Below are 12,515 nucleotides of genomic sequence, written 5' to 3'. Positions count from 1 at the left end.
GGACTTTTGAGAACCATGAAAACGACCCGCGTCCTCGCCGCGTCCCTGCTCGCGGCTGTCATGAGCGTCACCGTCGCGTCGGCGGATGAAGGCACGCCCCATCCGCCCCAAGAAAAGTGGAGCTTCGCCGGCACCTTCGGCCGCTTCGACCAGGCCCAGCTCCAGCGCGGCTTCCAGGTCTACAAGGAGGTCTGCTCGAGCTGCCACAGCATGAGCTTGGTGCGCTTCCGCAATCTCTCGGAGGAGGGTGGCCCCGGCTTCACCACCGGCCAGGTGAAGGAGCTCGCCGCCCAGTACAAGGTGAAGGAGCAGAACGATGCCGGCGAGGACGTCGACCGTCCCGCCCGTGCCGCCGATGCCTTCCCGTCGCCCTTCCCGAATGAGAAGGCGGCCGCTGCCGCCAACGGCGGCAAGGCCCCGCCGGACTTCTCGGTGCTCGCGAAGGCCCGAACCTACGAGCGCGGCTTCCCGTGGTTCGTGTTCGACGCGATGCCGTTCATCGGCTTCTCCGAGCAGGGCGTCGACTACATCCACGCCCTCCTGAACGGCTACGAGGATGCACCGGACGGCAAGGAGATCCCGGCCGGGACCTACTACAACAAGTACTATGCCGGGCACCTGATCGCGATGCCGAAGCCCATCAGCGATGGTCAGGTCACTTACGCCAAGAACGACAAGGGTGAGCCGGTCGTACCCGAGACGGTGGACCAGTATTCCCGGGACGTGGCGGCGTTCATGGCGTGGGCGGCCGAGCCGCACATGATGGCACGCAAGGCCCTCGGCCTGCGGGTCATCCTGTTCCTGCTCGTGCTGTCCGGGCTGCTCTACTATGTGAAGAAGAAGATCTGGGCGAAGGTCGGCGGCGAGGTGCATGGCCTCCAGCCCGAGCTTCACAAGACCTACTGAGTCGGTTCGGGCGGTCCCCATCGGACCGCCCGCCCTTCGTTGACACGATCCGCGCCGGCGTCCCAATGAGGGGCGACCGGCGCGAATGTTATGGAGACAACGATGACGGCAGCGGTGCTCGGCGTGATGGGCGGGTCTGGGGTCTACGACCTTCCCGGACTGGAGGATGTCCGCGAGGAGCGGATCGCGTCCCCCTGGGGTGAGCCCTCCGACGCCCTCCGCATCGGCCGGATCGGTGACACCAAAGTCGTGTTCCTGGCCCGCCACGGCCGCGGGCACCGCTTCTCGCCGTCGGGCATCAATTACCGCGCGAATATCGACGCGCTGAAGCGGGCCGGTGTCACCGACCTCGTCTCGCTCTCGGCCTGCGGTTCGTTCAAGGCCGAGCTGCATCCCGGGCTCTTCGTGCTCGTCGATCAGTTCGTCGACCGTACCCACGGCCGCGCCGGTTCGTTCTTCGGCAATGGCTGCGTGGCGCACGTCTCCCTGGCGCATCCTGTTGGTCCGGCGCTGCAAGCGCGCATCGCGGCGGCGGCGCAGGCGGAGGATATCGCGATTCATCGCGACGGAACCTACGTCTGCATGGAGGGACCGCAATTCTCCAGCTACGCCGAGTCCACCACCTACAAGGCGTTGGGCTACGACGTGATCGGGATGACCAACATGCCCGAGGCCAAGCTCGCCCGCGAAGCCGAGATCACCTATGCGACGATTGCGATGGTGACCGACTTCGACTGTTGGCACCCGACTCACGATGCCGTCGACGTGGCGGCCGTGGTGGCGGTGGCGCGTGCCAATGCCGATAAGGCCGCGCGCCTCGTTGCTCGCCTCGCCCGCGATTTCCCGGCCGAGCGCGAGTCGTGCCCCGTCGGTACGGAACGCGCCCTCGACGGCGCCATCATGACCGCTCCGGCACAGCGCGACCCGGCTCTGCTCGCCAAGCTCGACGCGGTGGCGGGCCGGGTCCTGAACCGCTGAGTCGCCGGGAGCGCCGGTGAATTCGGCGCCATCCGCCCTTTCCGCGACCCGGTCTTCCCTCTAGAAGGCGGGCTCGTCCCCGAACCGGAACCGAACCGTGACCCAAGAGGCCAAGCGCGCCGCCCGCATCAGCCGCAAGACGGCGGAGACCGACGTGCAGGTCGCCCTCGACCTCGACGGGACGGGTCGGGCTAAGGTCTCGACGGGTGTCGGCTTTTTCGACCACATGCTCGAGCTGTTCGCGCGTCACGCGCTGTTCGACCTCGACGTGGCGGTGACGGGTGATCTTCATGTCGATCACCATCATACGGTGGAAGATACGGGCATCGCGCTGGGACAAGCCTTCGCCCAGGCTCTGGCGGACAAGCGCGGCATCGGCCGCTATGCCGACATCAACCTGCCGATGGATGAGACCCTGACGCGAGTCGCGATCGACATCTCGGGTCGGCCGTTCCTCGTGTTCCGGACCCAGTTTCGGGTCGAAAAGATCGGACAGTTCGATACGGAACTGGTTCGCGAGTGGTTCCAGGCCTTCGCCATGAACGCCGGCATCACGCTGCATGTCGAGACGCTCTACGGTGAGAATGCTCACCATATTGCGGAGAGCTGCTTCAAGGGCCTGGCCCGCGCCTTGCGGCGGGCGGTGTCGATCGATCCCCGCGAGGGAGGCCGCGTTCCCTCGACCAAGGGATCGCTCTGATCCGCCCGTCGGATCGACTGGGAGGATGCGAGACGTGATGCGCACCTATACCTTGCACCCCGCGCGCGGCGCCCATGTCGGCGAGGCTCACGGTCTCGAGCGGGCACACCTCGTGCCGGACGCCTTCTCCTGGGCGGCCTTCGCGTTCGGACCGCTCTGGTTCTTCTTCCACCGACTTTGGCTCGCCGGCCTTGGGGTCCTGGCCCTGCTGGCCGTGGTGGCGTTCGGGGGGCGGTTCCTCGGGCTGACGCCGATTGCCGGTTTCGTCATCACCCTTCTCGTGTCGCTCCTGATCGGCCTGGAGGCTTCGTCCCTCCGCCGATGGACCTATGCCCGGGCGGGGAGTCCGGTGCGGGACGCCGTGACGGCTGGAAACGCCGAGGAAGCCGAAATGAAGGCGGCAGCGCGCTGGCTGGATGGCGCCCCCATGGGGCGCAGCGGACCGGCACTCCATGCCGGTCTGTCGGTGCCACCGAGTGACCTTGCCATCGGCATGTTCCCGTTCAGCGAGGGTCGGCGGTGAGCGCTGAGACCGTCGCGATCATCGATTACGGCTCGGGCAATCTGCATTCCGCCGCCAAGGCGTTCGAGCGGGCGGCGCGGGAGGCAGGGCTCGACGAGACCCGCATCGTGCTGACGAGCGAGGCCGACACGGTGGCCCAGGCCGACCGGGTGGTTCTGCCCGGGGTCGGCGCCTACGCCGATTGTCGGCGCGGCCTCGACGCCGTACCTGGCATGGTCGAGGCGATGACCCACGCGGCGCACGTGCGCGGTCGTCCTTTCCTGGGAATTTGCGTCGGCATGCAGCTCCTGGCGACGCGTGGCCTCGAGCACGAGACCACGGCCGGCCTTGGCTGGATTCCGGGCGATGTCGGTCCGATCCAACCGACCGATCCCGGCCTCAAGGTGCCCCACATGGGTTGGAATACGCTCGCGATCGACCGGCCGCACGCTTTGCTGGGTGACATTCCGACGGGCGATGGCGGCCTGCACGCCTACTTCGTGCACAGTTACGCACTGTCGCCGGAGCGAATGGAGGATCGCGTCGCTCACAGCGACTACGGCGGAGCGGTCACCGCGATGGTGGCGCGCGACAACGTTGCCGGCACCCAGTTCCATCCGGAGAAGAGCCAGCGGCTCGGGCTCGCACTGCTCGCGAACTTCCTGCGCTGGCGTCCCTGAGGCGCAGTCCCCACCTTCGAACCGTCCCACCCGAAAGCGAACCCGCGCGTGATCCTGTTTCCGGCCATCGATCTCAAGGAAGGACGCTGTGTCCGCCTCGTTCAGGGCGACATGGCCCAGGCCATCGTGTTCAGCGACGATCCTGCCGCCCAGGCCGCGGTCTTCGAGGAGCAGGGGTTTTCCTGGTTGCACGTGGTCGATCTCGATGGCGCCTTCGCGGGCGCGCCGAGGAATGCCGACGCCGTCGATGCGATCTTGGCGCGGACCAAGCTCCCGGTGCAGCTCGGCGGCGGCATCCGTGAGATGCGAACCCTGGAAGCCTGGCTCGCCAAGGGCGTCAGCCGCGTGATCATCGGGACCGCCGCCGTTCGCGACCCGGCCTTCGTGCGGGAGGCGGCCCGCCTCTACCCCGGCAAGATCGCCGTCGGCATCGACGCCAAGGACGGGCGGGTCGCGGTCGAGGGCTGGGCCACCACATCCAGCATGACGGCCGAGGAACTCGGCCGCCGGTTCGAGGATGCCGGAGTCGCGGCCATCATCTACACCGACATCGCCCGGGACGGCATCCTGAAGGGTCTCAACATCGAGATGACCCTGGGTCTCGCGCGCGCCGTGACGATTCCCGTGATCGCCTCCGGCGGTCTCGCCTCGATCGAGGACGTTCACCGCATCCTGGAGCCGGATTGCGCGCTCCTGGCCGGCGCCATCACGGGCCGGGCCCTCTACGACGGGCGGATCGACCCGCGCGAGGCCCTGGCGGCCATCCGGCGCGCCACCGGTACACCCGACGCCGCGCCGGCGGCCTGACAAATCCGAGGCCGCGCGTGCTCAAGACCCGCATCATCCCCTGTCTCGACGTCAAGGACGGTCGCGTCGTGAAGGGCGTCCAGTTCCTGGAGCTGCGCGATGCCGGCGATCCCGTGGAGGCGGCCAAAGCCTACGATGCGGCTGGTGCCGACGAGCTCTGCTTCCTCGACATCACCGCGAGCCACGAAGATCGCGGCACGCTCCTCGATGTGGTCAGCCGCACGGCGGAAGCCTGCTTCATGCCGCTCACCGTCGGCGGTGGCCTCCGCACGGTGGCGGACATCCGCACCCTCCTGTTGGCCGGCGCCGACAAGGTCTCCATCAACACCGCGGCCGTCAACGATCCCGATTTCGTTGCTCGCGGCGCGGAGAAGTTCGGCAGTCAGTGCATCGTCGTCGCCATCGACGCCAAGCGGACCTCCGGTCCCGGCGAGGCGCCTGAATGGCAGATCTTCACCCATGGCGGGCGCAAGCCCACCGGCATCGACGCCATCGCCTTCGCCCGCACCGTCACGGCCCGCGGCGCCGGCGAGTTGCTCGTGACGTCGATGGATCGGGACGGGATGCGCTCCGGCTACGATATCGGCCTGACGCGGGCCATCTCAGATGCCGTCTCGGTGCCGGTCATCGCTTCGGGCGGTGTCGGCGGCCTGGACGACCTTGTAGCGGGAGTTCGCGAAGGCGGTGCCAGCGCGGTTCTGGCAGCCTCGATCTTCCATTTCGGGCAGCACACGGTATCCGAGGCCAAGGCCCACATGGCCGCGGCCGGTCTCTCGATGCGCCTCGATCTCTGAGGCCGACCTTCGCAGCCCTTGCGTCATGATCCATCGTGCCGCACGCTTGGTTGCACGGCATGATAAGCCCGGTTCGCCGGGACCAGGATTGTATGACTCAGTTCACCCTCAGCGATCTCGAAGCCCTTGTCGCGGATCGTGCGGCAGCGTCTCCCGAGACCTCCTACACCGCAAAGCTCCTGGCCGGCGGCCCGGCTAGACCCGCCAAGAAGCTCGGTGAGGAAGCCGTCGAGGCGGCGATCGCCGCCGTGCAAGGCGACCGGGCAGGCCTCATCGGTGAAGCGGCAGACGTGCTGTACCATCTCATGGTCGTGCTGCGGGGCGGCGGTGTGACCCTGCACGAGGTGATGGCGGAGCTCGAGCGGCGCACGGTGCAGAGCGGGATCGCCGAGAAGGCCTCTCGGAGCCCCGCGTGAACGCCGAATCGCCCTTCACGATGCCGCCCGTGGGATCCGTACGCCCGACCGGCCAGGATCCGGTCACCGGCCAGGGCTCCGAGCGACTCTCGCCCTACCGCTTGTTCACCCGCGAGGAATGGGCTCAGCTGCGGGCCGATACGCCCCTGACCCTGGCGGCGGAGGAGGTGGCACGCCTGCAATCCCTCAACGATCCGATCTCTGTCGAAGAGGTGGAGGCGATCTACCTGCCGCTCTCGCGGCTGCTCTCCCTCTACGTCGCGGCGACCCAAGGGCTGTTCAAGGCAACGCAACGCTTCCTTCTCGCCGAGCACGAGACCAAGGTGCCCTACATCATCGGCCTTGCCGGATCGGTGGCCGTTGGCAAATCGACCTCCGCCCGCGTGCTCGCCGCTCTGCTGGCGCGCTGGCCCAACACCCCGAAGGTCGACCTGATCACCACCGATGGCTTTCTGCTGCCCAATGCCGAGCTCAAGCGGATGGGCGCGATGGAGCGCAAGGGCTTTCCCGAGAGCTACGACACCGCCGCGCTGTTGCGTTTCCTCACCGACATCAAGGCCGGCAAGAAGCGTGTCGCGGCACCGCTCTACTCCCACCTCGTCTATGATGTGGTGCAGGGTGAGGAGCGGATCATCGAATCGCCCGATATCCTCATCGTCGAAGGCTTGAACGTCCTGCAGCCGGCGCGCCTGCCGCGCGACGGCACCGCGATTCCGTTCGTCTCGGACTTCTTCGATTTCTCGATCTACCTCGACGGTCACGAGGACGACCTGCACCGCTGGTACGTCAATCGTTTCCTGCGCCTGCGCCAGACCGCCTTCCGCGATCCGCTGTCCTACTTCCGCAAGTATGCCGAAGTGACGGAATCCGAGGCGATCGAGATCGCCGATACGCTCTGGACGACCATTAACCTGCCGAACCTGCGCGACAACATTCTGCCGACCCGGCAGCGGGCCAGCCTGATCCTCGCCAAGGGCGCGAGCCACCGCATCGAGTCAGTGGCATTGCGCCGCCTCTGACCGCTCCGCGGGTCCAGCTTTTACCCGAGCGGGTAGGCTGCCTCGATGACGTAGGGACCGCCACCCTTCGATTCCCGTGCCGAGAACAGCGCCACACGCTCGGCCATGAAGGTGAGCGGTTCGAACAGACCGCGCTCGCCCAGATAGGCGGCCACGTCCTCCGATCTGGCCTCGCGTCGCAGGCGTGCGAGCGTGACGTGTGGCGTGAATTTACGACGTTCTGGCTCCGCACCCGCTTGCCGGGCCAGGCGCTCCTGCTCCGCTTGTAGGTCGACCAGTTCCGGAGCCGGGATCACCGTGGCCAGGATCGTGCGCGGCTTGTCGCCACCGAAGCTCGCCAAGCCGTCGAGGGTTACGGGAAAGGCGGTTCGCGCGCGCGCCTCGATCAGCCGCTCATGCAGCGCCTCAGCGACTTCGATCTCGACATCCCCGAGGAAACGCAGGGTGATGTGATAGTCCGAAGGCTCGATCCAGCGGCTCCCGCGCAGGGCTCCGCGCTTCAGGGCCAGCGCCTGCGCGATGTCGGGGGGAATCTCGATGCCGGTGAATAGGCGCGGCACGGGTTCAGCGCGCCTGCGGCTTGATGCGGTCGAGGAAGGTCTCGACGGTCGGCAAGATGCCGGCCACGATGGTCTCCACGCCGCGGGTGTTCGGATGCAAACCGTCGTCCAGGTGTGCCTGCCGGTCGCCGATGATGCCGTCGAGGAAGAATGGGTAGAGGACGAGATCGTAGCGCTTGGCCAGATCCGGGTAGATCGCGTCGAAGCGCGTTGCGTAGTCCGATCCCAGGTTGGGAGGAGCCTTCATCCCCGCGAGAAGCACCGGGATGCCGCGTGCCTTGAGGCGCGCAATCATCGCGTCGAGAGCCTTGCGAGTCACAGACGGGTCGGTGCCGCGCAGCATGTCGTTGGCGCCGAGTTCGAGGATGACGCCGTCTGTTCCGTCCGGGACCGACCAGTCGAGGCGATCGAGGCCGCCCGTGGTGGTGTCGCCCGAGACCCCGGCATTCGCCACCGTAACCGCGCGTCCACGTGCCTTCAGGGCCCGTTCCAGCACCGTCGGGAAGGCCGCATTCGTGGGGAGGCGATAGCCAGCGGTCAGGCTGTCGCCGAAGGCGACCAGCTTCACCGGCGACGCGTCCGGTGTCGCGTTCGACGGAAGGGTGCCGAGGCCGAGTGCGGCAAAGAGTGTCATCAGAGCGACGAGGCCGAGACCGGCATGGTGCACTGCCCTCTTGCGGACCATATCGGTGAGGCGTGAGACTCCACACAGACCCATTCGATCACAACCCCGACCCTTGCATCCGCCTTGCTGGCGGTCACGCTGACGCCACCTGCTCACAGATCGGTCGCCCGTTGAAGTCCGACAACCCCTCCGCGCCGACGGCGCAGACCATCGCTCTCTCTGATATCGACCTCAGCCTCGGTCGCGGGGCCGCTCGCGTCCATGTCCTGCGCGGTATTTCTCTCGATGTGGCGCCGGGCGAGGCGGTGGGGCTTGTCGGTCCCTCCGGCTCCGGCAAATCGACGCTGCTGATGGTCATGGCCGGCCTGGAGCGGCCCGATTCCGGGCGCATCTTCGTCGAGGGCACCGATCTCGGAAGTCTCGACGAGGATGCCTTGGCGCGCTTCCGCGGGCGCCGCATCGGTATCGTGTTCCAGGCTTTTCATCTCGTCCCGACGATGACCGCCCTGGAGAACGTGGCGCTGCCCCTCGAACTCGCCGACCAGCCCGATGCGCACCGCCGGGCACAGGTCGAGCTGGAGGCGGTCGGCCTCGGCCACCGCCTGCATCACTATCCGGCCCAGCTCTCGGGCGGCGAGCAGCAGCGCGTCGCCATTGCGCGGGCTATCGCACCGGACCCCGCAATTCTGGTGGCCGACGAGCCGACGGGCAACTTGGATGAGGCGACGGGCCGTCAGATCGTCGACCTGCTCTTCGCCCTGAAGCGCGACCGCGGCGCGACCCTCGTCCTCGTCACGCACGACCCCGGGCTCGCACGCCTCTGCGATCGCACGGTTCGGCTCCGCTCCGGCCGGGTGGAAGCACCGGTGCCGGTCCAGGCCTGATCCGATGCATGGCACCCTTCCCAAGCCGAGCGCACGTTCCTTACGTCGGCGTGTTCCGCTCACCCTGCGCCTCGCGCTTCGCGAATTGCGCGGCGGCCTGGCGGGCTTCACCGTGTTCCTCGCCTGTATCGCCCTCGGCGTCGCGGCCATCGCCGGCGTCGCCTCGATCTCGCGCTCGCTCACCGATGGTCTCGGGCGGGAGGGCGCGCGCATCCTCGGCGGCGATCTCACCTACAGCCTGATCAACCGGGAGGCGACGCCCCAGGAGCGCGCGGCCCTCGACGCCCAAGGGCGCGTCTCAGTGGTGACCACGCTCCGTGCGATGGCCGTGGCCGGCGAGACCGGTGCGGCCCTGGTCGAGCTGAAGGCGGTGGGCGCCGACTACCCCACCACCGGCGAACTCGTCACCGATCCGGCCGAATCCCTAGGCGATCTCCTGTCCGAACGCGGAGGCACTGCCGGCGCGGTGGCGGATCCGGCCCTGCTCACCCGCCTCGATCTGAAGGTCGGGGACCGGATCACCATTGCGGGCAAGCCGTTCGTCATCCGCGCCACCCTGGTGTCGGAGCCCGATCGCATCGCCAACGGCATCGGCTTCGGCCCTCGGGTGCTGATCACGCACGAGGCGCTGGCCGCCTCGGGCCTGATCCGGCCGGGCAGCCTCAACCGCTGGAGCTACCGCCTGCAGATCCCCGGTGCCGGAGATGCCGACCTCGAGACGCGCGCCGCCGCCATCGCCAAGGCCGCGCCGGATGCAGGCTGGGAGATGCGGGCGCGCACCAACGCCGATCCGCGCTTCGCCAAGAGCATCCAGCGCTTCACGCAGTTCCTGACCCTCGTCGGCCTCACAGCATTGATCGTCGGCGGCGTCGGGGTCGCCAACGCGGTAGCCGCCTTCGTCGAGCGAAAGCGCGGCTCCATCGCCACCCTGAAGAGTGTCGGCGCGCCGGGTGGGCAGGTGGTGGTCCTCTATCTCACCCAGGTCCTCCTGATCGCAGGCCTCGGGATCGCGATCGGCCTCGCAGTGGGGGCGCTCCTGCCCTTCGGCCTCGACGCCCTGTTCCACGATGCCCTGCCGCTGCCGCTGAATCCGACCATCGCGCCCGGCGAGCTGGCCCTTGCAGCGGCTTACGGCTTCCTGACGGCGCTCGCCTTCGCCATCCTGCCCCTGGGGCGCGCCCATGACATTCCCGTCTCGGGCCTGTTCCGAGACGTGGTCGATCCGGGCTCCGCCCGCACCCGTCTGCGTTATCGCCTGATCCTGGCGGCCGCCCTCGCGGGATTGGTCGGGCTGGCGCTGGTCACCGCCTTCGACCGGCGCCTGGCGCTCATCTTCATCGTCGCCGCCGGACTCGCCTTCGGGCTGCTGCGCCTCGTCGCCCTCGGCCTCATGGCGGTGGCGCGACGTCTCCCGCGTCCACGCATGGCGGCCCCCCGCATGGCCCTGGCGAACCTGCATCGGCCAGGGGCGCTCACCCCCGCGATCGTGCTCTCTCTCGGCCTGGGCGTGACCTTGCTCGTCACGCTGAGCCTCATCGACGCCAATGTGCGGCGAACCTTGACGAATTCCCTGCCCGCCAAGGCGCCGAACCTGTTCTTCCTCGACATCCCCTCGAGCGACGCGGACGCTTTCCACGCCTTCCTCGGCGGGCTGTCGCCGGGCGCAAAAATCGAGCGCGTTCCGATGATGCGCGGGCGGATCACGGCCCTGAACGGCGTTCCGGCCGGCGAGATCAAGGCGCCCGAGGACGCCGCCTGGGTGCTCGATGGCGACCGCGGCATCACCTATGCCGACGACCTCCCGGAAGGCTCATCGCTGGTTTCCGGTCAGTGGTGGAGCGCCGAGGAAGCACGGACGCCGCTCGTGTCCTTCGATGCCGAACTGGCGGGTAAGCTGAACCTCGCCGTCGGCAGCAGCGTGAGCGTCAATGTCCTGGGGCGGACGCTGACGGCCAGGATCGCCAACCTGCGCAAGGTCGAGTGGCGCTCACTCGGCATCAACTTCGTCATGGTGTTCTCGCCCGGGACCTTCCGGGGGGCGCCGCATTCCGATCTGGCGACCCTGACCCTGCCGAACGGCCCCGACGCCAGGGCCGAAGCCGCGATCCTTCGGGACGTGGCCCGGACCTACCCGTCGGTCACCAGCGTGCGGGTGAAGGAGGCGCTCGAGGCCGTGAGCGACATCGTCGCCAAGCTGGTCCTGGCCATTCGGGGCGCCAGCGGCATCGCCGTGGTGGCGAGCCTGTTCGTGCTGGCCGGAGCCCTCGCCGCCGGTCACCGCGCCCGGCTCTACGACGCGGTCGTGCTCAAGACCCTGGGCGCGACGCGGGGTCGGCTGCTGGCCGCCTACACCCTGGAATACGGCGCCCTCGGCCTCGCCACGGCGATCTTCGGGCTCGCCGCCGGGAACCTCGCGGCCTGGGTCATCGTCACCCGGGTGATGAAGCTCGACTTCACCCTCGACCTGTCGGGGGCGATCCTGGCGGCGGGCCTCGCGGTCGCCTTCGCCATCATCCTGGGCCTCGCCGGAACCTGGCGCATCCTCGGCCAGAAGCCGGCGCCGTATCTGCGGCAGTTCTGAGCGAGGGCGTCACAGCGTCTCGATGCCGGCGGTTCCCCCTTCCGCATAGCGGGCGCCCGCGACGGCGCCCGGGCGGAACAGTCCATCGAGCTCGGCGATCTCGCCGGGGGTGAGGGCGAGGTCCATGGCCGCGGCGTTCTCGGCGAGGCGTGCCACCCGCCGCGTGCCCGGGATCGGCACCACGTTCGGTGCCTTGTCGACGAGCCAGGCGAGGGCGATCTGGCCCGGACTGGCACCGCGCGCCGAAGCGATGGCGCCGAGACCGTCGAGCAGGCGCTGGTTCCGCGCGAGGGCATCGGCCTGGAAGCGCGGGTTGCCCCGGCGGAAATCGTCGGCGGCGAGCTGCGCCGGATCGAGGCCCCCGGTGAGGAAGCCGCGTCCGAGCGGTGCGTATGCCACGAAGGTGACGTCGAGGTCGCGGCAGGTCTGCAGCATCGCGTCCTCGGGCGTCCGGCTCCAGAGGGAATACTCGCTCTGGACCGCCGCGATCGGGTGAATCGCATGGGCGGCCCGCAGGGTTTCCGGCGAGACCTCGGACAGGCCGAGCGCACGGACCTTGCCCTGGTCCACCAGGCGCGCCATCGCGCCGATCATCTCGGCGAGCGGGGTCTCCGGGTTGCGGCGGTGGCAGTAGTAGAGATCGATGGTCTCGACCCCGAGCCGGGTCAGCGAGGCCTCGCAGGCCGCGGTCAGATAGGCCGGCGTGTTGTCGATCCGCCGCTTCGCGCTGTCGTCCGGGCTGTTGGAGGGGCGGACGATGCCGAACTTGGTGGCGAGCACGACCCGGTCGCGGCGGCCCTTGAGGAAGCGGCCGAGCAGGGTCTCGTTGTGGCCGAGGCCGTAGGTGTCGGCGGTGTCGAGGAAGTCGTAGCCGAGGTCGAGGGCCGCCGCGAGGGTGTCGAGGGACTCCGCCTCGTCGGACGGTCCGTAGAATTCGGACATTCCCATGCAGCCGAGGCCGGGGACGGAGACGGTGAGGCCGGTCTGGCCGAGGGGCTGCTGTCGCATCGCGCTGCCTGGGTTCGGGGTTCGCCGCCCCGGTGTGCCACGGCGCCGGATCGGC

General features: G+C 68.6%; 14 protein-coding genes. 11 read left to right on the top strand and 3 right to left on the bottom strand.

Features of this window, described 5'->3' with window-relative positions; genetic code table 11:
- The first annotated feature begins 15 nt into the window (after positions 1-15).
- From AC0IY1_RS03235 to coaA, 9 genes are all read left to right on the top strand, one after another.
- Complete coding sequence (locus AC0IY1_RS03235; protein WP_103709776.1) at positions 16-906, top strand: cytochrome c1; 891 nt, start codon at positions 16-18, stop codon at positions 904-906.
- Positions 907-1,008: 102 nt separating this feature from the next.
- Positions 1,009-1,884 (top strand): S-methyl-5'-thioadenosine phosphorylase, encoded by an 876-nt coding sequence (locus AC0IY1_RS03230; protein WP_471767705.1) that lies wholly within the window; start codon positions 1,009-1,011, stop codon positions 1,882-1,884.
- 97 nt (positions 1,885-1,981) lie between these two features.
- A complete protein-coding gene (gene hisB, locus AC0IY1_RS03225) occupies positions 1,982-2,584 on the top strand; it encodes an imidazoleglycerol-phosphate dehydratase HisB (protein ID WP_471767703.1) in 603 nt (200 codons plus the stop codon).
- Positions 2,585-2,621: 37 nt separating this feature from the next.
- Positions 2,622-3,107, top strand: coding sequence for a DUF2628 domain-containing protein (locus AC0IY1_RS03220; RefSeq protein ID WP_055956250.1), 486 nt, complete (start codon positions 2,622-2,624; stop codon positions 3,105-3,107).
- A complete protein-coding gene (gene hisH, locus AC0IY1_RS03215; protein ID WP_471767702.1) occupies positions 3,104-3,766 on the top strand; it encodes an imidazole glycerol phosphate synthase subunit HisH in 663 nt (220 codons plus the stop codon). Before AC0IY1_RS03220 ends, hisH begins: the two co-directional genes overlap by 4 nt.
- 48 nt (positions 3,767-3,814) lie before the next feature.
- A complete protein-coding gene (gene hisA, locus AC0IY1_RS03210; RefSeq protein WP_471767700.1) occupies positions 3,815-4,573 on the top strand; it encodes a 1-(5-phosphoribosyl)-5-[(5-phosphoribosylamino)methylideneamino]imidazole-4-carboxamide isomerase in 759 nt (252 codons plus the stop codon).
- A gap of 17 nt (positions 4,574-4,590) precedes the next feature.
- Complete coding sequence (gene hisF / locus AC0IY1_RS03205) at positions 4,591-5,367, top strand: imidazole glycerol phosphate synthase subunit HisF (RefSeq protein ID WP_471767698.1); 777 nt, start codon at positions 4,591-4,593, stop codon at positions 5,365-5,367.
- Positions 5,368-5,459: 92 nt separating this feature from the next.
- Positions 5,460-5,783, top strand: coding sequence for a phosphoribosyl-ATP diphosphatase (locus AC0IY1_RS03200; protein ID WP_055956239.1), 324 nt, complete (start codon positions 5,460-5,462; stop codon positions 5,781-5,783).
- Positions 5,784-5,803: 20 nt separating this feature from the next.
- Positions 5,804-6,802: a type I pantothenate kinase gene (gene coaA / locus AC0IY1_RS03195; RefSeq protein ID WP_055956579.1), complete on the top strand. Its 999-nt coding sequence runs from the start codon at positions 5,804-5,806 to the stop codon at positions 6,800-6,802.
- A 20-nt stretch (positions 6,803-6,822) separates the two neighbouring features.
- On the opposite strand, the gene thpR is transcribed toward coaA, so the two are convergent.
- On the bottom strand, positions 6,823-7,362 hold the full coding sequence (thpR, locus tag AC0IY1_RS03190; RefSeq protein ID WP_471767696.1) for an RNA 2',3'-cyclic phosphodiesterase: 540 nt from the start codon (positions 7,360-7,362) through the stop codon (positions 6,823-6,825).
- A 4-nt stretch (positions 7,363-7,366) separates the two neighbouring features.
- Positions 7,367-7,996: an arylesterase gene (locus tag AC0IY1_RS03185; RefSeq protein ID WP_471767694.1), complete on the bottom strand. Its 630-nt coding sequence runs from the start codon at positions 7,994-7,996 to the stop codon at positions 7,367-7,369.
- A gap of 161 nt (positions 7,997-8,157) precedes the next feature.
- On the opposite strand from AC0IY1_RS03185, the gene AC0IY1_RS03180 reads away from it, so the two are divergent.
- Both AC0IY1_RS03180 and AC0IY1_RS03175 read left to right on the top strand, forming a co-directional pair.
- Positions 8,158-8,871 (top strand): ABC transporter ATP-binding protein, encoded by a 714-nt coding sequence (locus AC0IY1_RS03180; protein WP_471767692.1) that lies wholly within the window; start codon positions 8,158-8,160, stop codon positions 8,869-8,871.
- A 4-nt stretch (positions 8,872-8,875) separates the two neighbouring features.
- Entirely contained in the window at positions 8,876-11,452 is a 2,577-nt protein-coding gene (locus AC0IY1_RS03175; protein ID WP_471767690.1) for an ABC transporter permease, read from the top strand.
- A 9-nt stretch (positions 11,453-11,461) separates the two neighbouring features.
- Here the strand turns inward: AC0IY1_RS03175 and AC0IY1_RS03170 are convergent, their stop codons facing one another.
- A complete protein-coding gene (locus AC0IY1_RS03170; protein ID WP_471767688.1) occupies positions 11,462-12,460 on the bottom strand; it encodes an aldo/keto reductase in 999 nt (332 codons plus the stop codon).
- Between the last annotated feature and the right edge of the window lie 55 nt (positions 12,461-12,515).

This window comes from Methylobacterium sp. AC690 (genome assembly GCF_979256535.1).
Note: the sequence above shows the minus strand (reverse complement) of the source record. Positions and strands in the feature narration are given on the sequence as shown.